20 protein-coding genes and 1 tRNA gene are annotated in these 24,918 nt (G+C 62.1%); 4 read left to right on the forward strand and 17 right to left on the reverse strand.

Annotation, left to right across the window (positions count from 1 at the left end):
- Positions 1 to 105: 105 nt before the first annotated feature.
- The 4 genes from CDV46_RS04175 to CDV46_RS04190 all read right to left on the reverse strand — a co-directional run bounded on the left by CDV46_RS04175 (position 106) and on the right by CDV46_RS04190 (position 6,766).
- Positions 106 to 1,488 carry an HlyD family type I secretion periplasmic adaptor subunit gene (locus CDV46_RS04175; protein ID WP_087721872.1) on the reverse strand — a complete coding sequence of 461 codons (1,383 nt, stop codon included), beginning with the start codon at positions 1,486 to 1,488 and terminating at the stop codon, positions 106 to 108.
- On the reverse strand, positions 1,485 to 3,641 hold the full coding sequence (locus CDV46_RS04180; RefSeq protein ID WP_087690585.1) for a type I secretion system permease/ATPase: 2,157 nt from the start codon (positions 3,639 to 3,641) through the stop codon (positions 1,485 to 1,487). Before CDV46_RS04180 ends, CDV46_RS04175 begins: the two co-directional genes overlap by 4 nt.
- Positions 3,642 to 3,647: 6 nt before the next feature.
- Positions 3,648 to 4,961, reverse strand: coding sequence for a TolC family outer membrane protein (locus CDV46_RS04185; RefSeq protein ID WP_176399002.1), 1,314 nt, complete (start codon positions 4,959 to 4,961; stop codon positions 3,648 to 3,650).
- A 395-nt stretch (positions 4,962 to 5,356) separates the two neighbouring features.
- Entirely contained in the window at positions 5,357 to 6,766 is a 1,410-nt protein-coding gene (locus CDV46_RS04190) for a hypothetical protein (RefSeq protein ID WP_087721874.1), read from the reverse strand.
- 318 nt (positions 6,767 to 7,084) lie between these two features.
- Between CDV46_RS04190 and CDV46_RS04195 the strand changes: the two genes are divergently transcribed.
- Positions 7,085 to 7,169 (forward strand) — tRNA-Leu (locus CDV46_RS04195).
- 41 nt (positions 7,170 to 7,210) lie between these two features.
- Here CDV46_RS04195 and CDV46_RS04200 read toward each other — a convergent pair.
- The 3 genes from CDV46_RS04200 to CDV46_RS04210 form a co-directional block, all read right to left on the reverse strand.
- The gene (locus CDV46_RS04200) at positions 7,211 to 8,020 is read right to left on the reverse strand and encodes an alpha/beta fold hydrolase (RefSeq protein WP_087690591.1); all 810 of its coding nucleotides are present in this window, start codon (positions 8,018 to 8,020) and stop codon (positions 7,211 to 7,213) included.
- Between the two features lie 190 nt (positions 8,021 to 8,210).
- A complete protein-coding gene (locus CDV46_RS04205; protein WP_441339305.1) occupies positions 8,211 to 9,545 on the reverse strand; it encodes an MFS transporter in 1,335 nt (444 codons plus the stop codon).
- A gap of 103 nt (positions 9,546 to 9,648) precedes the next feature.
- Positions 9,649 to 10,533: an isocitrate lyase/PEP mutase family protein gene (locus CDV46_RS04210; RefSeq protein WP_087721876.1), complete on the reverse strand. Its 885-nt coding sequence runs from the start codon at positions 10,531 to 10,533 to the stop codon at positions 9,649 to 9,651.
- 232 nt (positions 10,534 to 10,765) lie between these two features.
- Here CDV46_RS04210 and prpR point away from each other — a divergent pair, with 232 nt between their 5' ends.
- On the forward strand, positions 10,766 to 12,787 hold the full coding sequence (gene prpR / locus CDV46_RS04215; protein ID WP_087722024.1) for a propionate catabolism operon regulatory protein PrpR: 2,022 nt from the start codon (positions 10,766 to 10,768) through the stop codon (positions 12,785 to 12,787).
- On the opposite strand, the gene CDV46_RS04220 is transcribed toward prpR, so the two are convergent.
- Entirely contained in the window at positions 12,768 to 13,220 is a 453-nt protein-coding gene (locus CDV46_RS04220) for a YiiD C-terminal domain-containing protein (RefSeq protein ID WP_087721877.1), read from the reverse strand. The two genes, prpR and CDV46_RS04220, sit on opposite strands and share 20 nt — an antisense overlap.
- Before the next feature lie 167 nt (positions 13,221 to 13,387).
- Here CDV46_RS04220 and CDV46_RS04225 point away from each other — a divergent pair, with 167 nt between their 5' ends.
- Positions 13,388 to 14,224, forward strand: a complete 837-nt coding sequence (locus tag CDV46_RS04225) for an AraC family transcriptional regulator (protein WP_087690601.1) — start codon at positions 13,388 to 13,390, stop codon at positions 14,222 to 14,224.
- Between the two features lie 44 nt (positions 14,225 to 14,268).
- Here the strand turns inward: CDV46_RS04225 and CDV46_RS04230 are convergent, their stop codons facing one another.
- Positions 14,269 to 15,207, reverse strand: coding sequence for a helix-turn-helix domain-containing protein (locus tag CDV46_RS04230; RefSeq protein WP_087721878.1), 939 nt, complete (start codon positions 15,205 to 15,207; stop codon positions 14,269 to 14,271).
- Positions 15,208 to 15,295: 88 nt separating this feature from the next.
- Between CDV46_RS04230 and CDV46_RS04235 the strand changes: the two genes are divergently transcribed.
- Positions 15,296 to 16,768, forward strand: a complete 1,473-nt coding sequence (locus CDV46_RS04235; protein ID WP_087721879.1) for a cytochrome P450 — start codon at positions 15,296 to 15,298, stop codon at positions 16,766 to 16,768.
- A 14-nt stretch (positions 16,769 to 16,782) separates the two neighbouring features.
- On the opposite strand, the gene CDV46_RS04240 is transcribed toward CDV46_RS04235, so the two are convergent.
- The 8 genes from CDV46_RS04240 to CDV46_RS04275 form a co-directional block, all read right to left on the reverse strand.
- Positions 16,783 to 17,337 (reverse strand): DUF2878 domain-containing protein, encoded by a 555-nt coding sequence (locus CDV46_RS04240; protein ID WP_254915922.1) that lies wholly within the window; start codon positions 17,335 to 17,337, stop codon positions 16,783 to 16,785.
- A gap of 60 nt (positions 17,338 to 17,397) precedes the next feature.
- Entirely contained in the window at positions 17,398 to 18,603 is a 1,206-nt protein-coding gene (locus CDV46_RS04245) for an SAM-dependent methyltransferase (RefSeq protein ID WP_087721880.1), read from the reverse strand.
- A complete protein-coding gene (locus CDV46_RS04250; protein WP_087721881.1) occupies positions 18,600 to 19,442 on the reverse strand; it encodes a DUF1365 domain-containing protein in 843 nt (280 codons plus the stop codon). The genes CDV46_RS04245 and CDV46_RS04250 overlap by 4 nt, the downstream gene beginning before the upstream one ends.
- A complete protein-coding gene (locus CDV46_RS04255) occupies positions 19,439 to 20,755 on the reverse strand; it encodes an NAD(P)/FAD-dependent oxidoreductase (protein WP_087722026.1) in 1,317 nt (438 codons plus the stop codon). Before CDV46_RS04255 ends, CDV46_RS04250 begins: the two co-directional genes overlap by 4 nt.
- Positions 20,756 to 20,769: 14 nt before the next feature.
- Positions 20,770 to 21,894, reverse strand: coding sequence for an SAM-dependent methyltransferase (locus tag CDV46_RS04260; RefSeq protein ID WP_087721882.1), 1,125 nt, complete (start codon positions 21,892 to 21,894; stop codon positions 20,770 to 20,772).
- Between the two features lie 38 nt (positions 21,895 to 21,932).
- Positions 21,933 to 22,769 carry a DUF1295 domain-containing protein gene (locus tag CDV46_RS04265; RefSeq protein ID WP_087690613.1) on the reverse strand — a complete coding sequence of 279 codons (837 nt, stop codon included), beginning with the start codon at positions 22,767 to 22,769 and terminating at the stop codon, positions 21,933 to 21,935.
- A gap of 123 nt (positions 22,770 to 22,892) precedes the next feature.
- Entirely contained in the window at positions 22,893 to 23,768 is an 876-nt protein-coding gene (locus CDV46_RS04270) for a DMT family transporter (protein WP_087721883.1), read from the reverse strand.
- 213 nt (positions 23,769 to 23,981) lie between these two features.
- The gene (locus tag CDV46_RS04275) at positions 23,982 to 24,875 is read right to left on the reverse strand and encodes a LysR substrate-binding domain-containing protein (protein ID WP_087721884.1); all 894 of its coding nucleotides are present in this window, start codon (positions 24,873 to 24,875) and stop codon (positions 23,982 to 23,984) included.
- Between the last annotated feature and the right edge of the window lie 43 nt (positions 24,876 to 24,918).

The raw sequence follows: 24,918 nt of genomic DNA on the forward strand, positions 1-24,918 counted from the left end.
ACACCGTCATACGCCGACGCGGCGGGTCATGGACTGTTCGACCCGCCACGTCGGTGGCCTCGGCTGCCCAGCCGCCTTTATCGCCTGCTGGCCGGAGACCGGTCTCTATCGCTCCCCGAACGACTCCGACGTGACCTCCTTGATCGGCGAAAGCAGATAGTCGATCACGCGGCGCTCATCCGTCTTGATTTCCACCGTCACGGCCATGCCCGTCTGAATGTGCAACACGTGTCCGTTCTGGCTCACCGATTCACGAGGCAGGCGAATGCGCGCCATGTACACCGGCCCGAGTTTCTCGTCATTGACAGCGTCTTGAGAGACGTGCTCCACCGTGCCGGCGAGCGTGCCGTACTTGGTGTACGAATACGCCTCGATCTTCAGCGTGACGGCCTGCCCCGCTTTAACGAAGCCGGCGTCCTGATTGAGCACCTTGGCCTCTACCGCCAACGGCACATCGTGGGGCACCACGATCATTAAAGTCTGCGCCGGTTGCACCACGCCGCCGACCGTGTGAATGGCGCGTTGCTGAACAGTACCGTCTACGGGCGCCCGCAAAAACCGGTACTGCTCACGTTGTCGATATCGATCGATGCTCAGTTGCGCCTCACGCATCTGATCGTTGGCTTTCGTCAGTTCGGTCAGCGCCTCACGACGAAATTCGGCACGCGCCTGATTCAGATCTTCCGCCAGTCGAGCCAGCGTTGCACGATGCTGCCGGCTGCGTTGACGCTCGGCGTTCAGGGTCTGGTCGTTCTCGGCGAGTTCCTGCTGCGCCTCGAGCCATTTCAGACGCGCCACACCGTTGTGTTCGAGCAATGTCTTGAGCGCGCTCTCTTTGTTCGCCAACACATCGCGCCGCACCTTCAGCCGCTCGATTTCGCTCGCGCTGGCTGCCAGCATCGCGTCGTCCTCGGCGCGCTGCGCGGCCACCGAGGCGACCTTGGCGCGGAAGATAGCCTGATGTGATGCCAGCAGGCTGCGCGCGCGCTCCACCTGTATGGCACTGCCCGTCCCCGTGTCCCAGGCCGGCGCGCCGGCGTGCCCGTCCAACGTGGCGAGGAAATCCTGCACTTGCCCGGCATCGAGTTGCGCCGTGGTCAGTTGCCGCTCGAGTTGCATCAGATCGGCGTGCTCCTCCACACTGTCGAGCACGACCAGCAGGTCGCCTTTTTTGACCTGTTGGCCATCGTCGACCAGGATCTTGCGCACGATGCCGATCTCGAACGGCTGGATCGACTGGGTACCGCCCACCGGCACTACCTTGCCCTGCGCGACGGCGTTCATGTCGACGCGCCCAACGATCGACCAGACCAACGCGACGAAGAAGAGCGCCATGATCAGCATCGCCACCATGCGGCCAGCGGGAGACGCAGGGGTTTCGAGAATCTCAAGTTCGGCGGGCAAGAATTCACGCTCGTGCGACGGGACCCTCTGCCAGCGAGCCGTCAACCATTTCCACCCCATCGTCACATGTTGCCGGGACGTCATGCTGCAATCTCTCCGGCCTGAATTCTGCACAAGCGCGCATAACGGCCCCCTCGCGCGACCAATTCGTCATGCGTGCCGTCTTCGACCACGTTTCCCGCTTCGATGGTGATGATGCGATCGGCGTTGCGCACAGTCGATAACCGGTGGGCAATGATCAACACCGTGCGGCCCGCACAGATCGCGCGCATGTTCTGCTGAATGATGCTCTCCGATTCGTAGTCGAGCGCGCTGGTGGCCTCGTCGAGAATCAAGATGCGCGGATTCGTTACCAGTGCGCGCGCGATGGCAATGCGCTGGCGCTGGCCGCCCGACAGATTCACGCCACGTTCTTCGATCGATGTGTCATAACCGTGCGACATCCCGAGAATGAATTCATGGGCGCCGGCAAGCTTCGCCGCATCGATCACGCGCTCCATCGGCATGGCAGGATCGGCCATGGCGATGTTCTCGCGCACGGAGCGGTTGAACAGCAGATTCTCCTGAAGCACCACGCCGATCTGTGTGCGCAACCAGTGTGTGTCGACCATCGCGAGATCGACGCCGTCGATCACCACGCGCCCCGCCGAGGGCACATAAAGACGCTGCACGAGTTTGGTCAGTGTGCTTTTTCCAGACCCCGACGGGCCGACGATGCCGACGGTTTGCCCAGACCGGATGGCCAGCGTGATGCCGTGCAGCACTTCGGGCTTGTCGGGCCGATAGCGGAACGTCACGCCGTCGAACGTCACATCGCCCTGGATCGATGCCATCATCGCCCGCCCGGGGTTGTATCCCGGCTCGGTAGGGCTGTTCAGAATGTCGCCCAGACGATCCACCGAAATGCGCGCCTGCTGGAAGTCGTTCCAGAGTTGCGAGAGGCGCAGTACGGGCGCAGTGACGTGATTGGAGAACATGTTGAACGCCACCAGCTGGCCCACGGTCAACTCGCCGCCAATAACTTTCATGGCGCCGAGATACAGCAGTGTGGCGCCGCACAGCTTCGAGACCAGTTGCACCATCTGACCCGCGATATTGCCGAGATTGGCGGTACGAAAACTCGCCCGCACGTACGCCGCAAGCAATGTCTCCCAGCGGCTTTGCGCCTGCGGTTGGACCGACATCGATTTGAGCGTTTCAATGCCGCTCACCGACTCCACCAGAAATGACTGCGACTCGGCACCGCGCCGAAATTTCTCTTCAACACGTGCGCGCAGGATGGGGGTGACGACCACGGCGATCAGCGCGTAACCCGGCAGCGAGATCACCACGATCATCGTGAGCCACGGACTGTAGAACCACATGATGACGAGAAACACCACCGTGAACAGCAAGTCCATCACCAACGTGAGCGCAGAGCTCGTAATGAATTCGCGGATGCTGTCGAGCTCACGGATGCGGGCGACCGTCTCGCCGGTGCGGCGCGACTGAAAATAAGCGATCGGTAACGCTAGCAGATGACGGAACAACTTGGCGCCCAACTCCACGTCGATGCGATTGGCGGTGTGCGAGAAAACGTACGTGCGTAATCCACCCATCACCACTTCGAACACCGAGACCGTCACCAACCCGATCACCAACACCTTGAGTGTGCTCATGCTCTGATGCACGAGCACCTTGTCCATCACCACCTGAAAGAACAACGGCGAGATGAGCGCGAACAGTTGCAGAAACAGCGAGATCAGCAGCACCTCGCCGATCAGCCGTTTGTATTTCATGAAGGCCGGCAAGAACCACGCGATGTCGAACTTGCCGCCCGCACCCAGTATGGCGGCGCGCTGCGTGGCGAGAACCAGCTCACCGGTAGCCCGCGCTTCGAATTCGGCGAGCGGCAGCGCGAGCACCTGTCCGCTGCAACTGTCCTGCACCACCGCCAAGCCCTCCGCGATCTTGCCCAACAACATGAAAGTGCCGTCTCTCATGACGGCAATCGCGGGCAGCGGTGTCTTCTCGAGACGTGTTGGCAGAACCGTCACCTGCCGCGATTTCAAGCCGAGACGGCGCAGCAGGCGCACCAGTTGCGCGGCATTGACGTCGTCGCCCGCCAGTTCCCGGTGAAGCTGCGCGGCATTGGCGGGCAGACGGAAAAAGCTCAGCAGAATGACGACACTCTCGACGGCACTGTCACGGGCGGTTGCGTCGGCATTGACGGTCTGTGGTTCGGAATGCGTTTGCATGTGGGGTCAGGCTCCCTGTGTCATCAGCGTCGTGTTGAGGTCACCGAGCACGCTGTCGTCGAGATGACCGGTGGCATAAGCAAGCAGCAAGCGCGACATGTAGTACGCGTGGAATGCTTCCGCAAGACCGGTGCGCGCTTCGAAGTGCTCTTTCTCTGCCCGCAGAAGATCGAGATTGGTGCGCAGGCCGACGTCACGTCCGAGTCGCGTGGCACCCACCTTGTTTTGTGTAGACAGCCGTTGCGCCAAACGCGCGCGCACTTGCTGCACGCCGCTGTTCACACCGAGAAAGGCCTTGATCACGCTCTCGCGCACCTTGATACGGGTGTCATCGAGTCTTGCCTGTGCGCCATCGGCTTTGTAGCGTGCTTCGCGCACTTGAGACGCGTGCATGCCACCGGCAAACAGCGGGATCGTCACGCTTACCCCGATGACGTTGTCGCGTCGAGAACGGGCCGTCTCGGCATAGGTCGGCGTGCTGTCGGTGGTGCGGTGACGAGCGAAGAGTTCGACGACCGGCAGGAAACGGCCCGTGGCTTCGTCGATATGGGTTCTGGCAACGTCGAGCTCGAGCGACTTCTGTCGCAGTTCATTGCTGTCGGTATCGGCGGTTTGCACATAGGCGTCCAGTGACGCAAGCGCACCCGCCTGAGCAAAGCGCTCACCAAAGTGGGCCGAGATGGCATTCGGGTTGAGGCCGGTCAGGCGCTCGAATGCGTGTTTTGCGAGTTCCCACTCGTTCTCCGCCACGAGCGCGTTGGCCTGCGCTTCGTCGTAGGCGGCTTGCGCCTCGTCCTGATCGAGCTTGGCCGAGAGACCGAGTCCCACCTCTTCCGTGACGTTCGCAAGCTGTACGTCGAGCGCGTCGCGACTCGCTTTGGCGGCGGCATCTTTGTCACGCGCCACGAGAATGTCGAAGAACGCGCGCGCGCACTCGAGCATCAGTTGCTGCTCGCTGCCGGCGAACGTACTCACGCCGAGTGCGGTGAGTTCGCGGCCCTTTTGAAAGCCCGCGAAGCGGCCCGTGTCGAACAGCGGCTGACGAAGTTCGATGTCGAGGGTCTGGTTGCGGATCTCCTTGCCATGCAAGGCGCTGTCGCGTTCCCTGTCGAACCGGCCTTCGAGTTCGACGCGAGGCAGGATCTGCGCCAGCCCTTGGTCGAACTGCTCGCCGCTGGCGGCGAGGTCGGCGCGTGCGGCGGCGAAGCCTGCGTTGTATTCGCGTGCGGCACGCACGGCGTCGAGTAGATCGAACGCGCTCGCCACAGGCGAAATCAGGTAGAACGTCGTTACGAGAGGCAGCAGGAATGCGCGGTTCATGGCGATGGCATGGCGTTGGGGGCTAACGAAGCGGAATGCAGTCATCGCGGTCGTGTCACACCGGATACGGCGAGTGCCCCGACCACGTCGTCGCTCATTGACACGCGTCGATCCCCATGACGATTCGGCGAGGCATGACATGTCCCGATGAGTCCGGCTACCCTACGGGAGGTCATCAGGCCCTTGGATTCACCGCTATCACGATGTGACGAATCCCCGGGAGATCGATGGGAATTCACTCCTTCGATCGGGAAGGGGCGCCGTGCCGATATCTTGATTGCGTCAAGAATGACGCGAGGATGTTGTCGAGCCGTGCCGCGTGAATATCTCGACGGATCCGTTGCTCACTTGCCGACCCTCAGGTGCGATTGGCAAGTGAATGCAAGACGACCGCGTTAGTTGGGCGTTGCCAGCGATAGCGTTGCCATTGGGAGGGGCAGGATGCGAGCCGTGGCGCGGTCGATGCCGTTCTGCTGCGCGCCGAAGCTAGTCAGCGACTGCACGAGTTGTCCGAGTCTGGACTGCCCGATGGATGGCAACGAGGTAGACGGGTTGGCGCTCAGATCAAAATCGTTTAGCCGGGCCTGAGGCTTCGATCGATCATCGTCACCGTGGGTGCGAACGGGTGGCAGCACGTCTCCGGCAATCGCTATGCGTGCGTCGCTCAAACCAGCGAACGGTTGCGGCCGATCGAAACTAAACGGGCCTTCAAGCGCCATTTTTCCGAATGCCGCCGGGCTGCCCAACGCGAGAATCTGAGCTTCGGAATAACGCTTCACCTCAGACCATTTGCCGTCGCGAAACCGTTGCGCGTTGGCGCCCAGGAACACGTCACCATCCCGTTTGTAGGCATAGATGCGCGCTACGGTGTAGCCGCTGTCATCGTCAATTCTGAAACTTTTCCCACCAAGGAACGTGTTGGGGCTCATTCTTTCGATGAGTGATTTAGCAGCTTGTATTGCCTTTTCCCGATCTTCACCAGTAGCTTTATGCATGCCATTGATGTTTGAAATTAATCCGCGAACATTGATTGTATTTGCATAAAGTTCTTTGAAATTTTTTCCATAACGATCAATTCCCTTGAGGCATTCGAGCGTTTCATTCAACTTCCGGATCGCGCTTCCACCCAATTGCCTCAACTCACTCCCATCTCCGACGGTTGATATTTTTCTATCGACATTCTTGGAGAGTTCACTGAGAAGATTTACGGCCCGAAGCAACGGAGAAACTACCGGCTCATCGGAGTCCTTGAGCAGGTAGTTTTTGAAATCCACAAAGTTCTTGAAACTCCTTATTTCGTCGTCGCTGAACGTCCCAGCGCTCGGGTTCCCCGTGGGGTCCACGGCGAAGCTTCTCGCGCTTAAGGACGGCTCGCCGGATTTGTAGCTGAAAGCGTAGGTGACTGTTCCCTCATAACCACGACGTCCTTCATAGCTAATCACACGAAATTCAGGCTTTCCTGAGCTTCCGAATTCTTCAATATCCGATCGAACATCTTTCAGAAACTTCTCTTTGTTGTCTTCCGAATCATCTTGATTTTTTTGTGAGAAAAAAAATCGATTCAGATCACTAGTCAGCGTCTCAATTTGTTTCATTTTTCCGATGACCAAACAAAATTGAGGATCGTAATCCTCTACCTTACTCAGTCCGGCAATGGTATCCCCTAACTGCCTGAGCGCCTGCGGCCCCAACGCCTCTAAATTCTTTCCGTCAGCGTCAACATTGATATTTACGCCAAGGATGCCCGACAGCTTCCTGAGGTTCACTGCGGTGGTTACCAGATCGATGCTGCTTAATTCATTCATCGCATTATCTCCAAGTGATTACCAATAGGCCCGCTAAAAGAAAACGTCTGTCGCAGGCGGAATTCAATTTGGCACACAATGAATGTCAGTTGCGTAGCGTCACGTCACACTGTGAATATGCGCACGCTCGTTGTGAAAAATCCTTTGAGGAACCGCAGGAAAACGCTGGTTGACCGATGTCGGGTGTGACGCTGTCGCGGGTCACCCCCCGCGTATCGAGCGATCGATTGACTCTGCCCGCACCGCCGTCGAAAACGCGACTTCTGTGGCGTCAGGCATTCACAAAAATAAATTTTCCCGTTACAATCGCGCTCCCCTGCCCAGGTGGCGAAATTGGTAGACGCACTATCTTGAGGGGGTAGCGCCGAAAGGCATGCGGGTTCGAGTCCCGCCCTGGGCACCAGTAGTTTCGACCCCCCCCGTCTGTCTCCCCCCGAAGTCCGATCAGCCTGCGTGCTGTCTCAGAAAGTTCTCCACCAGCAACGCGAAGTACGGCGGGCATTCCTGCATCGGGTAGTGGCCGCAATTCGGTATCGATGCCAACTGCGCATTCGGATGCCATGCGAGGAACGTCGCTTGCATCGCCTCGGCCCCCAGCCCCGGATCCTTTTCGCCCACGACCACCAGAAACGGTGTCTCAAGCCCCTTCACATCGTCGACGAAGTTTGTGGCCGTCATCATGTCGAGATAACGAGGGCGGCACGCCGACGCCACGCCCTCGCGGTTCTGGCGTAGCTTTCGGTCCGCCCAAACATCCGACAATCCCCCCGTCACGAACTTGACCAGACGCCGGAAGGCATCATCGCTTTCGCACGTCGACGCGAAGAATGCGGCGGCCTCTGGCGGCAACCGGTTTCCCGCTGCGGAGATCGGACACACGGCGACCGCGCTCTTGATGCGCTCGGGCACGTTGACGGCGAGGCGCTGCGTCGCCATGCCGGTCATCGAATGGCCCAGCACGTGAAACCGGGGCCAGCCGAGTGCGTCCGCCACGCCGAGGCAATCCCGGGCAATTTCATCAATCGAATAGTCACCCGTCAGGTGCATCGACCGCCCATAACCGCGCAGATCGACGAACGCATAGGTGAAGGCGTTGCCGTCGAGGTACGGCAGCACGGCGTCATAGTTGGTGTGGTCGCCCAGCCAGTCGTGCAAGACCAGCACGGGCTCCGGGCCGGTGCCGAACTGCGTGAAGCCCAGTCGGGGCGCTGTCGAGGCAGTCGATGCACTCGATGCGGAGGAGGTGAGATTCATTTCGAAGTTTCCTTTTGGAGGTCATATCTTCCGGCGCCGCTCAAGCGGGGATTCGCCAATGACGAACGCCGGAAACCAAAAAGAAACGCCCCCCCGGCGGACCGGGAGGGCGTTCGAAATTGGACTCAATCGTATCGAGCCGTCAGCGCAAAGTCAATTCAACTGACGAGTGAATCCGGCACAACGTGCGTCAGTCGAATTTGCGACCGCGCGTTTCGGGCATCTTCAGGTAGACGATCAGCGAGATCGCGGCACAGATCGTGACGTACCAGTAGAAATACGATTCATGACCGCTTGCCTTGAAGCGCAACGCGACGAATTCCGTCGTGCCGCCAAGAATTGCCGTCGTGAGCGCATACGGGAAACCCACCGCCAACGCGCGAATGCGCGGCGGGAACAACTCCGTCTTCGCCAGCATGTGCACCGACGTGAAGCCCGAGAGCATCACGAGTCCGGCAAACGACAGCGCAAAGGCAATCAGCGGGTCTTTCGTGTGGCTCAGCGCCGTGAAGAGCGGCACGGAGAAGAGCGTCGTGCTCACGCCGAAGATGATCAGCACCGGACGGCGGCCGACGATGTCCGAGAGCAGCCCGAACAGCGGTTGCAGCGGCATGTAGAGCAGCAGCGCGATGGTTGAGACAAACGTCGACGACTCTTTCGACAGGCCGACCGAGTTCACCAGAAACTTCTGCATGTACACCGTGAACGTGTAGAACGCCACGGTGCCGCCGATCGTGATGCCGATGGCCAGCAGAATCTGCCGCCAGTGTTGCAGCACCTCGCGCGTGACCGAGGCCTCGCGATGCTTCGCGCTATGCACGAACGCCTCGCTCTCCGTCACGTTGCGGCGCATGTACAGCGCGAACATCGCCAGCACGCCGCCGATCACGAACGGAATGCGCCAGCCCCAATGTTCGATCTGCTCCGCCGTGAGCAGCACACGCTGCATCAGCAGCATCAGCCCAAGCGCGACGAGTTGCCCCGCGACCACGCTCACTTGCAGGAAGCCGAGATAGAAGCCCTTGCGATGCTCCGGTGCCACTTCGCTCAGATAGGTGGCACTCGTGCCGTACTCGCCGCCCATCGACAGCCCTTGCAGCAGTCGGGCGGCGATCAGCACGATTGGCGCGAAGATGCCGATCGTCGCGTAGCCCGGTGTGAGCGCAATCATCAGTGAGCCGACGCTCATCGCGAGCACCGAGCCGGTGAGTGCCGACTTGCGGCCGCGCCGGTCGGCATACAGCCCGATCAGCCAGCTGCCCAGCGGACGTGCCACGTAGCCCACTGCCGCGATGGCAGCGGTGTTCATCAATTGGACGGTCGGGTTGTCGCCCGGAAAAAACGCTTTCGCAAAGTAGATCGAGAAAATGCTGTACGCCAGAAAGTCGTACCACTCGATCAGGTTGCCCGCGAGGCCGCCGACGATGGAACCGATCTTGACCGGTGCGCGTGCCGGCGTGGCGGTGACGGGGGTCGGTGCGGTGGAAGGACGAGCGGCGAATGAATCCGAGGGGGGCGTCAAAATCTGTCTCCGTGACTTAATTACTTAGTTACTTTTTTTGTATGGCTGGAAAAACCAGCGACGCCACAGGGGGAAGGGGGCAGCGTCGCCGTGATGCGGTGCGGCTTCAGTTGCTGGTGCCGTATTGCTTGTCGAGCGCGTCGTAGAACGGCTTGTTGACCAGTCGCTGACGTTCGGCAAACGGCACGACCAGCGTAGGGTCTTCGTCCAGACGTCCGCTGTCGCGCAAGGTGCCGAGCGCCTTCTGCATGCCGAGGACCGCGCTTTGCAGCGCGGCGTTGGCGTAAAGGACGATGCCGTAGCCCAGTTCGGCCAGACGCGGCTGCGATTGGGTCGGCGTCTTGCCGCCGATCACGATGTTGATCAGTTGCGGGCGATCGAACAGCGCCGGCAGACGCTCGATGTCGGCCAGCGTCTCGGTCGCTTCGATGAAGAGAATGTCCGCGCCCGCTTCGATGAAACGGCGGCCGCGCTCGATCGCGGCTTCCATGCCCTCGACCGCAGCGGCGTCGGTACGCGCAATGATTTGCAGATTGCCGTCTTCGCGCGCATCGACCGCCGCACGGATCTTGCCAACCATCTCGTCGGCACCGATCACGGCCTTGCCGTTGAAGTGGCCGCATTTCTTGGGCAGCACCTGATCTTCAAACTGAATGGCGTCGGCTCCGCTGCGCTCGAGCACGCGCACCGTGTGTCGCACGTTGAGTGCATTGCCGAAGCCGGTATCGGCGTCGACGATGATCGGCAGCGAGACGGCGTCGCGCACGCGGGCGGTGTGCTCGGCCATTTCAGCCAGCCCCACGAAAGCGAGGTCGGGCAGGCCGAGCGACATGTTGGTCACGCCGGCGCCCGTGAGATAGAGCGCCTCAAAACCGGCATCTTCGATCACACGCGCCGACAGCGCGTTGAAGGCGCCCGGCACGAGCAGCCCCTGACGGGCTTCGACCTTACGGCGGAAATCGGCGCGGCGTTGGGCAGTCGCGGTGGTCATGGAAGTGTCTCCGGAATGATTGAATGGATGGATTGGAAAGACATTTCGCAAGCCGCGTGCCAGCCCCCATGCGACTTGAGAATGCGTCGCCAACCCTCGCCAAATCAGTCACTTACGGTGCACGGTATGTTTTCTACGGATGTGGCAGAATGCCCAGACAAAATTTGAAACGTTTCATGAAACATCTGAAACACTGAACGAAACGTTTCACAAGCCGCACGGAGACAACGTCATGCCCCCCCGCTTCACCGGCCCTGAGCCGTCGCGCCACACGGCGCTCCCCTCGTCACCCCATCCCCACGCCGATCCTCGCGCCCGCCGTCCCGGCATCGCGTTGGTGAGCATCAGCCGCTTGCAGACCCTGTGCGAAACCGTCGCGCCGCGTTACACCGACCGCGCCCGCTTCTACTCGGTACGCGAGGGTTACGGCGCCGCCGTCACGGCATTGCAGTCGTATGTGGAATCGGGTGCAGTGGACGTGGTGCTGGCCGCCGGCTCGAACGGCGCCTATCTGCGCGAGAACCTGTCGGTGCCGGTGGTGACGGTGAAGGTCAACGGCTTCGACGTGCTCAGCGCGATCACGCGCGCCACCACGACGTGGCCCGATCAGCCGGTGGGTCTCGTGCTGCACGAAGCCGTTTCGCGGGAGCTGGACGATCTGGGTGAGTTGTTGAAGATTCAGTTGCACCAGCGTGCGTATCGGTCCATTGACGAGGTCCATCACGTCGTCGACACACTCGCTGCCGAGGGCTGCAAGGTCATCATCGGCCCGGGCATGGCCTGCGACTTCGCGCAGGAGGCCGGGCTTGAGCACGTGTTTCTCTATTCGCTCGGCGCAGTGGAAGAAGCTTTCGAGCGATCGGTCGAACTCGCCCGCGTGAGCCGCGAGAAAGAGTCGAAGCGCATGCGGTTGAACACGATCGTCGCGCACATGCGTGACGGCGTGGCCGCCTTCGACGACAACGGGCAATTGGAAGCCGTCAACCCGGCGATGTTCGCGCTGCTCGGCATCGAGGCGGAGCGCGTTGCGACGCAAGGCGCGCGGCAATTCGAACTCACGCGCAAGCTCGGGCCGATGCTGCGCGAGTTATCCGCCAATGGTGTTGCCATCGAAGAACGTCTCGAACACATCGACGGTCGCGCGTTCATCGTGAGCTGTGTGCCGATCTCGGAACACGGGTTGCGCTCGGGTGCCGTGGTCACGGTGCAGGACGCGCAGATGGCGCAGCGCATCGACCGGTCGCTGCGAACGACGCAACGCCCACGTCATCTGGTCGCGAAACACGAACTCGATGAGTTGGTTGGCGATTCGCCGTTGATCGCCAAGGTGCGGCGTCTCGCACGCGCGGGTGCAGCCCATGACGCGACGGTGTTGCTGACCGGCGAGAGTGGAACAGGCAAGGAGTTGGTCGCGCAAGGCATTCACAACGCGAGCGCACGTCGCGGCAACCCGTTCGTGGCGTTCAACTGCGCGGCGCTGCCGGAAGGATTGATCGAAAGCGAATTGTTCGGCCACGACGAAGGTGCGTTCACGGGTGCACGGCGTGGCGGCAAGGCGGGGCTGTTCGAAATCGCGCACACCGGCACGATCTTTCTGGACGAAATCGGCGAGATGCCCGCCGCGTTGCAGAGCCGCCTGTTGCGCGTGTTGCAGGAACGCGAAGTCATGCGGCTGGGCTCGGGCCGGCCGGTGCCCATCGACGTGCGCGTGATCGCCGCCACGCACCGCAATCTGCACGAGCTCGTGGCACAGGGCCGCTTTCGTGCAGACCTCTATTTCCGGTTGAATCTGTTGCAGATCGAATTGCCCGCCTTGCGAGAGCGTCGAGCGGACATTGCGCTGCTTGCCGAAACGTTACTCACGCGAAGCACGGCGCAATACGGATTGAACGACCGCGCCACCGGGCAAATTCTCTCGGTGCTGGCGCCGCTCTTTGAGAGCTACGACTGGCCCGGCAATGTGCGCGAACTGGAGAACCTGCTTGCACGTGCTGCGATCTATCTCGATCACGATCTCTCGGCACACGCAGCATCACTGCAAGAAGTCTTCCCCGAGTTGCTCCGATTGAACACGGCTGGCGCGATGCGCACGCCGTCGCCCGACCATGCGGAAGTCATGTCCCAGCGTGAAACTGTCACCTACGAAACGGCGCAAGCGGCCTTGCAGGCGGCCGGTGGCAATCGTGCGGCGGCGGCCCGCGCACTCGGCATCAGCCGCACGACGTTCTGGCGGCTTATGAAGTCGCCGGACTGAGCGCGACGAATTCGCCGACGAGGTGTCCGACGCGCTGTCCGTCGTATTCCAGCGTCGATACGACAGAGACACGTGCCTTGCCCATGCGCGAGAACACACGCAGGAATTTCGACCATTGATCAGGGTGTTCCAGTGCAGATGTCGCCGTGAATTCTCCCGAGATCGGCAACTCGTATTCCATCGTGTTGCGCTGAATGACCAGACGGCATTCGATGCCCTCGCCACGCAGTCGCGTGTGCAACAACGACCACGCGGCGAGAATCGCCACGGCCGAGGCACTGCCGCCGAAAATGGTTTCGCGATGGTTGATGTTCGGGGCGAGCGGCGCGCGCAGCACAACGGCGTCCGCTGTCACGCGGTCTGCCGACACCTGCATCGCCTTCGACAGCGGAATGTGATCGTAGAGGTATTGCTGGAGATCGGTCGGGGACATCGTGTCGTCGTTCCTGTGGGGGAAACCATTGCGGGTTGTCGCTTGTGTTGGCAGACTACCTGTCATTGCGCGAACGCGAAACGCTCAAAGTTGGCAGGCGCGCAAGAACGATCAAATGCGCATCATTCGAAGTCTCTATAGTCCGCTCAAACGTTCTCGGAAGCGCTATGACCCCGGTAGGAAAAGCACTCTGGTATATCGAGATTCAGATAGGCAGCGAACTCACGCTCGATCATATCGCGCACGCCAGCGAGATGTCGCGCTTCGCCATTTCGCGCCTGTTTGCGATCACGACGGGCTGGTCTGTCATGCGGTATGTGCGCGCCCGTCGACTGACGCGTGCTGCACAAACACTGGCGAGCGATGCCCCCGATATTCTCAGCGTGGCACTCGACGCCGGCTATAGCTCCCACGAAGCGTTCACGCGCGCCTTCGCCGACTTCTTCGGGCTCACACCCGAGCAGTTGCGCGCCCGGCGCCATCTCGACGGCCTTGGACTCGTGGAGCCCCTCCGCATGAAAGACATCAAATTTATCGATCTCGCCCCGCCTCGCATTGAGACGGGCAAAGCATTAACGGTCGCCGGCTTGAGCAGCCGCTTCACCTTCGCAACCAACGAGGGCATTCCGGCGCTTTGGGAAGCCTTTAATCCGTACTTCCGCAATTTTCCCGATCAGGTGAGCGACGTGACCTATGGCGTGTGCTGCAACCCCGACGGGGAAGGCGGCTTCGAGTACATCGCGGGCGTGGAAGTCAGTCGCCGTGACCGTTTGCCTGAAGGGTTCCGATGTGTCGATATCGCCCCGCTGCAATATGCAGTGTTCGAGCACAAGGGACATATCTCGCTGCTGCATCAAACCGTCTACACGATCTGGCATCAGTGGCTGCCGTCGTCCGGACTGGACGCCGTCGATGCGCCCGATTTCGAGCGCTACAGCGAGGACTTCAACCCCGTAGCGGGGACGGGTTCGCTGGAGATCTGGCTGCCGGTGAAGACGCGATAAATCAGTGGGTTGAGGAGGGGTGTGCGGGGGTGGCGTGCGGGTCGTCACACCCACAACCGGTAAAGCCAGAAGGACTCGTCTTCCATGTAACGCTGGGTGAATTCGGTCGGCGAAAAGCCGGTAATGCGTTTGGCCATCCGGCTCATGTGCGCCTGATCGGCAAAGCCTTCGTCCTGTGCCATCTCGGCCCAGTCGAACGATTCGCCGGCCTCCAGCCGATCGCGGGCGGCGAAGAACACCCCCTCCGTTTTGACGAGCGCCTGCCACTCGCGCAGGGAACGCCCCGTATGCGTCTTGATGCGACGCTCGACCTGACGCGGGCTGTGCGTCTGGCGCCACTGAAGCGCCTGAAACGCCAGCCCCTCCACCCAGCGTTGCCCCGCGAGCCGTAACGAAGTCAGCGCCGATCGCTCGGGCTGAAGGGTCTGCCAACGGGGCGCGAGGTAGTGATCGAGCACAGCCATCGTCGCAGCGTCATCGGGGGCTTCGGCAAACGCGTCGAGGAACGGATGCCAGTCGTTTGCCAATGCCGCCCACGCACAAACGAAGCGATCCTGAATCTCGGACAGGTTCACGCCGAACAAGATCTTCGCCACATTCGCGGGAAAACACACCATGACGCCGCGCCCGCCGGTCGTCGCCCATGTCGTCGTCGGCATCGATTGGCTGCCTGAGAGGGTGACGCGCGTGCCGTGAGGCGTCCACCGGGCACCCGCCGGGGTGTCGTGTACGAGCCCCACATCGAAGCCTTGGTAGACCGTCAGGCACACGACAGGAGACGCCGGAAAGTGCGACAGGCGCTGCGCATCCGTCAGCGGCACGTGCCGGATGTCTCGGCTCACCACTGCCATCACTGCGCCGTACAACGCTGCCGACGGCGGATACAGCCGCGTGTGCGGCGCGGGACCGCCGCGCGCCACCAGAGGTGCGCGAGCATAGCGGTCGGGACACGGCGAGAGATTGGATGGCAGCCGGGAGGTCATGGCTCCGCAGTATAGGGACCGCCACAGGCCGTTGTAAACGTCGTTTCCGTTCAAGACAGGCGATGCGCGCTGGCGTGAAATACCCGTCATGAACACGCGAACCCCACCCCAATGTCCGTTTCACGGCGATGCCGCAGCGTCGTCTCGTCCCGTTACGCCGGAGACACCCGAGGCGGCCGCTCCTGCCCTGCACCCACCCGGCGTATGGCCGCCCGGGCCGCCGGCAGGCATCACCGGCTGGGGACTGCTCCGGCAGATGTCCGGTGACCTGCTGGGTACGTTGGCGCAATGGAAACGCACTTATGGCGACGTGGTGCACGTGCGTTTCTGGCCCGAGCATGCGGTCGTCGTGACCGACCCGCAACTCGTTCGAGCGCTGCTGGTCACGCACCACCACTCGCTGATTCGTTGGGAGCGCGGGGTGAGCGTGATGTCACAGCTTCACGGCCACAGCGTGCTGATTGCGGAAGGGGACGCGTGGCACCATAAACGGCAGACGTTGCAGCCGTACTTCCTGCCGAAGTCGGTGCAGACGTTCGTGCCGCAGATCGCAGCCGCTACGGTGCGTGCGCTCGACGCGTGGCCACAGCGTGACGCGCACTGGTCCATCGAAAGCGCGCTGACCTCGCTCACGATGGACGTGATCATGCGACAGGTGTTTTCAGGCGAAATCGGTGACGAGGCACGCATGGCGGAGCGCGCGCTGCGCGTCGCGAGCGAAGCGGCCGATGCCGAGTTCTATTGGCCCGCGAGCTGGCCGGACTGGATGCCGTGGAAGCGCGAGAAGCGGCGAGCCGTTCGTGGGCTGAAGGGATTGATTGATCGTCATGTGAACGCGCGTCTGGCGATGCCTGCTGACGTGTGGCCTGATGACCTGTTGTCGCGATTGCTGCGGTTGCATCGGGAAGATCCGCAGAGTTGGTCGTTGCAGGCGGTGCGCGACGAATGCATGACGACGTTTCTCGCTGGACACGAAACGACGGCAGGCACGCTCACGTGGTGGGCATGGTGCATGGCCTCAAATCCGGCGATACAAGAAGCCGCGCGCGACGAGGTGATTCGTGTGTTGGGTTCAGCGGGTGAGATGGTGCCGAGCGCCGAGCCCCGGCCCGCACTGCGCTATCTTTCCCAGACGATCGACGAGACGCTGCGCCTGTATCCCGCGGCGCCGACCCTGCTCAGTCGTCGTGCAACGCGTCCCATCACGCTGGGCACGTGGCAGTTTCCGGCGCGAACGTTGTTCATGTTGCCGGTGCAGTTGTTGCAGCACGACGCGCGATCGTTTGCCGAGCCCACGGCGTTCCGCCCGGAGCGCTTCGCGAGCGATGCGCCGGCGGCGCCGCGCGGCACGCATATGCCTTTCGGTGCCGGGCCGCGTGTCTGTCTCGGGCAGCATCTGGCGACCACTGAAATCATCGTGATCGCCGCCATGATCTTGCAGCGCTTCACACTGTCGGTGCCCGACGGTATGTCCGCACCCAAGCCGCGCATGCACGTGACACTGAGACCGGAGACGGCGCTACATCTCGGGTTGACGGCGATACCGTCCCCCGATGTTTGAAACGACGCCTGTCGTCACGCGGACGACGCTGCCCTCGCGGCGCCTGCGTCGTCCGTTTTCTCTCCGAACCAGACGAGCGCTGGCAGCCACACCATCCAGCCGACAGCAATGAGTGCCAAAGCGGCGGCCGGTACGATCAAGTGCGCCGCCCCGAGCGCGGCCCCAGCACGAAACGACAATGGCCCGGCGATGCCGCCCAGCAGCGCGGCAATCATCCATCGACCGCGCAGCCAGCGGAACACCGCATTGATCTGCAACGCAAAGAGCAGCCACAAGCTCGCCATCCAGTAGGGGGCATAGGCAGTTGCCGCGTCCCCCGGGTATCGGAGCCATCCGGTGCGCACCACAACGCACTCCCACGTCCATCCGCAGATCGTCACGACGCTCAGGAACAAGAGCTCGCGACGTTGGGTCTGCGTCACTGCCAAATGAGCGCAAGCCAGTACGGCGACAACCAACGCCCCGATCCAGGCCTTACCGTGCGCTGCGCCAAGCACGCACGCGAACCAGCCGATCTGTCCGGCGATGGCATAGACGCCGACTTGCGAGCGTCGTGCGATGGCGGTCACAGCGACGCCTGCGCGCACGCGCTCGATAAGCAGGACGGGAAGTGCGATCGCATATCAACGTCACACACTCACAAGAAAATGCCGCACGTCGATGCGCTGTTCCATGAACGCCGCCTCGCAGTACTGCAAGTACAACCGCCACGTCCGGATGAAGGTGTCGTCGAAGCCTTGTTCGCGCACTGCGTCGAGATTCGCTTCGAAGGCAGCGCGCCAGAGGCTCAGCGTCCGCGCATAATCGAGCCCGAACGACAGCGTGACCGCCGCTTTCATGTCGGCGTCTTCCGCGGCTTTCACGAAGCGCTCTGCGCTCGGCAGCATGCCGCCCGGGAAGATGAATTCACGGATGAAATCGCCCGACGCGCGGTAAGCTTCGAAAGCCGATTCGTCGATGGTGATCGATTGCACCAACGCTTGACCACCCGGTTTAAGGCATCGTTTGAGCGTCGCAAAATAACCCGGCCAGAACGCCTCGCCGACCGCCTCGAACATCTCGATCGACACGACCGCATCGAACTGGCCCTGCACGTCGCGGTAGTCCATCAGCACGATATCGGCGAGCGCACCGAGCCCTTCATCCGCGATGCGTTGCTGGGCGATCTCGAACTGCGCCTGCGAAATCGTCAGGCTGTGCACGTGGATACCCTGCCGTGCCGCATGCACGGCAAAGCCGCCCCAGCCACAGCCGATCTCCAGCACGCGCGCGCCCGGGCGCAGCTTCAGGGTGTCGACGATGTGCTGATACTTGGCGCTTTGTGCCTCGGCCAGCGAACGGTGTTCATTGCCGTCGAACAGCGCGCTCGAATACGTCCATGTCTCATCAAGCCAGAGTCCGTAGAAGCGGTTGCCGATATCGTAATGCGCGTGAATGTTGCGACGGCTTCCCGAGCGCGTATTCGCGCGCAGACGTTGCCGCAGTTGATACCAGAGCTGCGCCAGTCGCGAGCCCGTGAGCGTTTGTGAAACGCACGACTGATTGCGTATCGCCAGGCGCAGCAGCGCGATGATGTCGGGTGAATCGACCCACTTCGCTCGATAGGCTTCGGCAAAACCGATATCGCCCGCGTGCAGTATTCGGCGGCAAGCCCGCCAGTCGAGAATCTGGAGCGTGGCCCCCGGCGACAGGTGCGGATCGCCGAAAACGTGTTGTGTCCCGTCGGGCGCAATGAGCGTCAGATGCCCGACGCGGATGCGTTGGAGCAATCCCATGAACAGACGTGCCGACAGAGGAATCGCCGAATGCGGCGAGAGCATGCGAATCGGAATCATGGAATGACCTCTTGATCGGAAGGCGAGGCTTGTTGTTTGGCCGCATCGGCATTGGCAACGCAAGTCGTCGCCACCTGCGTCGGCGGTGTCTTGCCGTAGAACGGCACGCGCTTGCGCAGCAGACGCAACGCTTGCCAGTGAATTCGCAGCACGACGTTGATGGCATTGAACGGTAGCGCCATCACCGCACGAAGTACGCTTCGGCCAGTGAACGGCTCGGCCTGCATGCTGAGCGCCGTGCGCAACAACACCTCGTCGTGATCGAAATAGTCGATGGCAACCGACAGGTTTTTTTTGTAGCGTCGCGCGCGAAACTCGTAGCGGCCTTCGACATCGCAGAACGGCGACACGTGAAAGACCTTCCGGCATTGCAGCACCGTGCCATTCAGAATCGCGAAGTGGCCCGGCGCGCTCAGCAAGTACCCGTGATGCTCGCCAAACGTGTTGCGCACGTCGGCGTACAACGCACGCAAATCGCCGTGCCGGTCGTGGCAATACCAGAAGCTCACCGGATTGAACGCGTAGCCCGCGAGGCGCGGAATCGTTTGCAGCCAGATGCGGCCGTCTGCGGGAATACCCGCTTCGGCAAGACGGGCTCGCATCCACGGCTCAAGCGCGCTGCCATCGCGCGGACCGTAGTCGCGCGACGATATCGACATCGGTCCCCAGCGGTCCACGCCGAACCACCAGCGCTTCGATTCGTCCAGACGGCCAATGTCGCAAACGATCTGGAACAGCGGATAGTCGAATGCGTGATGTGCCGGGCGCAGGCGCTCGTGCATCACGTTGCCGCGCAAGAGATAGGCGGCGGGGCCGTCGCGCAGGTTGAGGGCTTTCATAGCTTGGCCCACTGCGGTGATACGCCGAAGTCTCTCGCGACGCGCAGCGCAGACTTCAGTCCGTCTTCATGAAAGCCGTAACCCGTCCACGCACCGGCAAACCACGTGCGCCGCTGGCCTTGCAGTTCCGGCAATCGCGCCTGCGCGTCGACGGCGGCAAGATCGAGCAACGGATGTTCGTAGGCGTAGCGGCCCAGCGTCGCTTCGGGCGCGGGTTCGTCTACCGGGTTGAGCGTGACGATCACCGGCGTGCTGAACGGCAGTGCCTGAAGCTGGTTGAGCAGATAGCTCACGCACACGGGCGATTGCGCATCGCTCTGCGCAGCATTGGCCACGCTGGTTTTGCTCAGGTAATTCCACGCCGACCAGACACGGCGGCGTCGCGGCAGCAAGCGGGCGTCGGTGTGCAACACCGCCGTGTTCGGTTGATAACGAATGGCGCCGAGCGTGCTTCGTTCTTGCGGATCGGCATCGGCCAGCAGACGCAGCGTATCGGGGGCGTGCCCCGCCATAACGACAGCGTCGAAATGTTGTGGCGCCTCGCCATCGAACATGAGCGTCACGCCATCGGCGTCGCGGCGAATGCTCTGCACGGGGGTATTCAGACGCACATCGTCGAGGGTGGCCACGATACGTTGGACGTAGTCGCGCGAACCACCGGTCACCGTCTTCCACTGTGGACGGTGATTGACTTGCAACAGTGCGTGATTCAGGCAGAACCGAAGAAACGTGGCCGCAGGGAAGCGCAGAATATCGGCCGCGCGGCTCGACCAGATCGCGGCCGCCATCGGCAACAGATAGTGATGCTGGAACGGCTGACCGTAGCCATTCGCGGCGAGCAATTCACCGACGGAATGGCGTTCGCGTTCCGCGTGGTGCAGATGGCGCTCTGCCGATGCATTGAAGCGCAGGATGTCGCGCAACATGCCCAGAAAGCTCGGCGAATAGAGATTGCTACGCTGCGCGAATACCGTGTTGAGGTTGGTGCCCGCCCATTCGAGCGCGCCGCCGTTCACCGACACCGAGAACGACATATCGCTGGCGATGGCGCTCACACCCAGCTCGTCGAAGAGCGCCAGCAAGTTGGGATAGGTGCGGTCGTTGAACACGAGAAAACCCGTGTCCACAGGTGCGGTGGTGCCGTCCAGTGTGACGTCGACCGTATGCGAATGGCCGCCCGCGTAGTTCGCCGCTTCGAACAGCGTGACGCGGTGTCTTCGCTTGAGCAGGTAAGCGCTCGCGAGTCCCGCAATACCGGCCCCTACGACGGCAATGCGGCGCCCCGGGGGAAGCCAGGCTGGTGTCGGATGCATGATGTTCCCCGTCGTCACTTCGTGAGGCGGCGCGATGCACCGGCCTTCTCGAAGAGGTAGTGCCCCACGCCCCATTCGTTACCCTTCGCGTAACCAAACAACTCGGCGACGGCCATGTAAAACATGCGCCACCGTTGCAGCCAGACGCGGGCGTCGGGGCCATAGCACGATTCGAGAATCGGCAGAATCCGCTCACGTGCCGCGTCGAGCGACGCAAGCCATTGATTCGCGGTGCGCTCGTAGTGCTGCCCGTTCAGCCACCATTGATGCGTGACGCGCAAGTCGTTCTGAAAGCGCAGCAGCAGATCCGCCGACGGCATGGTGCCGCCCGTGAAGAAGTGTCGCGACATCCAGTCGGTGCCGTCTTTGTTCTCGAAGTGATAGGCGAGGTGGCGGTGCGCGAAGATGTGCACGAACAGTTTGCCGTCGTCGTTGAGCCAGCGGGCAATGCGGGCAAGCAACGCGTCGTAGTTCTTCATGTGCTCGAACATTTCGATGGAAATCACGCGGTCAAAACCAGCGGGCACGTTGTTGTCGAATTCGAAATCGACAACGTTGCCGGTCACGATGCGCAGGTTCTTCAAGCCGCGCTGGGCCGCGACGGCTTCGATGTGCTGACGTTGTCCTGCCGAGTTCGAGAGACCGACGATGCGCGCATAGGGGTAGCGCGCGGCGAGCCATAGCGACAGCGATCCCCAGCCGCATCCGAGATCGAGAATGCGTTGTCCGTCTTCGATGCCGGCGCGCTCGGCGTAGCAGGCCAGCATGGCGTCTTCTGCTTGTGCGAGCGTTTCTTCACCGGTCGGATAGAGACAGCACGAGTACTTCATCGCCGTCCCGAGATGCGCGGCAAAGAACGCGCTCGGGACTTCGTAATGCTGGACATTGGCCGCCGTGGTCTCAATCGCGATGGGGCTGGCGCGGAGTTCGGAAACGAGCGCTTCGAGGGCCTGCGCGCTGCGCTCGGCGTCGTCGGCATGTTCGTCGCGCAGGCGCTGGCGCATCAGGGCGCGCATGGCGGCACGCAAGAGCACGTCGGGTACGAAACCCCGTTCGCACAAACGGATGAGTCCGGACTCGTCGTGCGCGGCGGCTGGCTTCGACGTGTCGGCAGGCGGCTGCGTGAGGATCGCGGTCATGGGGACGGACTCCGGCGGACGGGTGGATTGGGCGGCAGTCATGATTGGCGGCCTGACGGGGGTGATGGGGGTGAGGGGGGTGGCGTGTCCGAGTTGGACTGCATCGAAGACTTCGGCGGCCAAGGCACAAGGGCGCTGGTGGTGCGCATGTATTCGCCATAGCCCGGCCGTGTTTTGACGAGGCGCGCTTCGAGCATCGGGACGCCCGAGACCTTCAGCAGCAGCACCGCCATCAGCAGCGGCGGCAGCAGCGTGAGCCAGCCCAACGGCAAGCCCAGCGACAGCGCCGCATAGGCGCACCAGTGCACGCATTCGAAGAAGTAGTTCGGATGACGCGAATAGCGCCACCAGCCAACCCGGCAGACCTGCCCGCGATTGGCCGGGTCGGCCACGAAATGCCGCAGTTGGCGGTCGGCCGATGCCTCGCCGATGACGGCAATCAGCCAGATGACGATGGCCGCCGCGAGAGCGATCCATGACGGGGTTTCCGCCTGAAACGCGGGGATGAAGAACGCGATGGACAACGCCATCGAGATCACGGCCTGCAACTGGAAAAACCAGAACATGTTGCGGTTCGCCGCGTCGCCCCATTGCTCGCGAAACTGGCGGTAACGGGGATCTTCCGGCTGGCCGTGGTTTCGCTGCCAAAGGTGGTGGGCGAGTCGCAGCCCCCAAAGGCCGCCCGCGACGAGCACGAACACCCGGCTGACGGTGGCGCCGGTGCCAAGGACGGCGGCCAGCACCGCCACCCCGGCCAGCGACGCCGCCCAGACCGGGTCGACCATCCCGGCGTTGTGCGTGCGCAATTGGCGCAGCCACGCCCCCGTGAAGACGGCGATCAGTGCGACGTACGCGAAGGCGGCAGCGAGCAACATGCGAGCTCCGATGGCGGTATTTCCCCTCTATACGAACGGGGAGCGCCAACGGATGCAGATGTCGGCAGAAATTATCGGATTGGGTCGCTGATAGAAGAATGCTAACGGCAGGCGCTGGCGGCCTCAGGCGTTCTGGTGCCGGGGTTTCCGGGGAGGGATCGTCATGGCGGCCACGCCCGCGACGACGCATCCCAGTCCGAGCCACGCAGACGCCGTCAGCGATTCGCCAAGAAACACGATGCCGATGGCTACGCCGATCGGCACTCGCAAATAGGCCTGCGCCGTGGTGCCCACGGAACCGAGCGTCTGCACGAGCCGGAAGTAGATGACGAATGCCACAGCGGTCGAAAAGATCGACAACGCGAGCAGCGCCATGAGGGACGCCGCAGACGGGTGAAGCGTCCACGGACGGTCGACGGCCAGACTCACCGGCACGAGCAGGACCGCACCGACGATGAGTGAGCCCGCCGCCGGTGCCGCCGGAGAGAGCCCTTTGAACGATCGTCCATAGATCGCTGCCGCCGCGTAGCAAACCGTTGCCAGCAGGATCGCCAGTTGCGGGATTAGCTGGTGACCGAGTCCGTCGAACGCACTGACGCCTACGACGAGGCAGATACCGGCGAGGCCTGCGACGACGCCGATACCCTTACGAGGCGTGATCGGTTCATGACGAGTGAACAGCCACGTGCCGAGAAACGCGAGGACCGGGGAGGCGGAGTTGAGGATGGTGGCAAGGCTGGCGTCCACCGAGCGCTCCGCCCATGCGATGAGCGTGAACGGGACCACGCTGTTAAGCAGCGCCTGTACGAAGAAGCGCCGCCACACGGCCGGATCGCGTGGCATAGCAACGCGATGTATGCGCATCCAGAGCAGCAGCGCGGTGCCTGCGATCAACGTGCGCGCCGCAATGAACGTCACCGGCGGGATGGTGGCGACGCCGATCTTGATGAACGTGTATGACGCGCCCCAAAGCGTGGATAGCGTCAGCAGCAATGCCATGTCGATGGCGGTGTTCGGTGCGCTCGTGGTGGTTTGCAGTGGCTGCAATTCGGGTGCCTCGGCGTTGAGTCGGGATCGGTTCGATCTGGTCGATGAGGTCGATGAGGTCGATGAGTTCGTCGAGGCAATTGTGTGAGCGGCGCGAGGCGGAACGTTTTGGCTTCGGGTGAAGTGTGGGGTGCACGCCGCGGGTTTCGCCGAAGGCCTCCGGTTTTAAAGCGTCAAGTCCCGGGCCTCATCCAGCAGCCATTTCGCAAACGCCTGCACCGGTGGCTCGCTCAATTCGATCGGTTCCGGCAGCACAAGGCAAAAGGTCTTGGTAATCGCTTTAGCGTCGGGCCACGGCGCAACCAGACGGCCTTGTTCAAGCTCCGTTTCGATATAAAGACGCGGCACCAACGCGACACCCAAACCGGCGAGCGCGGCTTCAATCAACATCGAATGAAGATCGAACCTTGCACCCACCGCCGAATTGATCAGCAAGATGCCGGTCGCTTGCGCGTAACTCTGCCACGCGTCAGGATTCTGCCGGCGGTGAAGACGCGGTAGTGCGTCGAGCGACGTGTTCACCCCGGCTTCCGCAAGCAGCGCCGGGCTACAGACGGGCACCAGCACCTCCTCCAGCAGGGGATGCAGATGCATGCCGGTCCACGCCGGATGGTCAAAATGAATCGCCGCGTCGAAACCGCTTCCCGCGAGGAGGAACGGATCCATTCGCTCGGCGATATGCACGGTGACATTCGGATGCTGGTTCTGGAAATGCTTCAGACGCGGGATTAACCAACGGGTAGCGAAGGTCGGACTTGCGGCGATATCGATGCTCGCGCCCTCGATGGGTTGGCCCATCAGATACAGGCTGTCGCGTTCCAGTCGATCCAGCGTCTCGCGCACCTGCACCGCGTATCGCGCGCCGTTAGGAGCGAGTCGCACGCGATTTCCAGCGCGCTCGAACAGCGTGACGCGCAGAAACGCCTCCAATCGGGCGATCTGACGGCTGACGGCGCCTTCGGTTAGCGCTAGTTCATCGGCCGCCCGGGCAAAGCTGCCGTGTCTAGCTGCGGCCTCGAAGGCCTGGAGCGCGGAATTGCTTGGAATCTTGCGTCGCATGAGGGTCTCGCAGATTGGCCTGCGTGCGATGTCAGCTTGATCA

It is taken from the genome of Pandoraea sp. PE-S2T-3, from assembly GCF_002179965.1.
Classification (GTDB): domain Bacteria; phylum Pseudomonadota; class Gammaproteobacteria; order Burkholderiales; family Burkholderiaceae; genus Pandoraea.